The organism is Niveispirillum sp. (genome assembly GCF_052437035.1).
Taxonomy (GTDB): domain Bacteria; phylum Pseudomonadota; class Alphaproteobacteria; order Azospirillales; family Azospirillaceae; genus Niveispirillum.
Genome location: NZ_JBQVOH010000066.1, coordinates 1 through 521, shown reverse-complemented (window position 1 = coordinate 521; position 521 = coordinate 1). Strand labels below are relative to the sequence as shown.

The window sequence follows — 521 nt, the reverse complement described above, 5'->3', positions numbered from 1 at the left end:
GGCCCGCTCCGCATGGCCTGCGTTGATGGGGCCCCAGTCCTTCCCAAGGAGCATTGTGTGTCTTGTGTGCCAAGCAGTTGGAGGAGGCGGCCATTGTGTCTCAGCAGTGGTGGGGGATACGCAAGCAGCTAGTGGTGTTCTTTGGCAACCCTGGCATTGGCACGTGGGGTGGGTGGGGCGCCAAGGCTGTGCTGCAGGCCTGCCGCAAGGTGGTGGAGAGGGCCAACAGCGGCAAGCCAACAGACAGGGTGCCAGGCAGGGTGGTGACAGTGGATGAGTTCCGCACCAGCAGGGTCAGCTCAATCATGAACAGCCCCCAGCCCTGTGAGGAGGAGCTGGACAGCAGCAAGCCCACCAGGCCTGAGGACTGGAAGCCCAAGCCGGGTCAGGTGCAGCACCGCTTGTTGTGGTCAGCCTGGAGCAAGCGGTTTGAGGCGCCAGTGCGGGGGCTCATGTGGTGCCCTTGGCTGGCCCAGGCCACCCCTGGGGACCTTGGCAAATGGGTGGACAGGGACTGCAAC

General features: G+C 64.3%; 1 protein-coding gene. It reads left to right on the top strand.

The genetic code is table 11. The features are described from left to right. Window positions 1-305 precede the first annotated feature (305 nt). Window positions 306-521: hypothetical protein (locus ACT6Q8_RS25695; RefSeq protein ID WP_444739507.1), on the top strand; the 216-nt coding region annotated here is incomplete at its 3' end.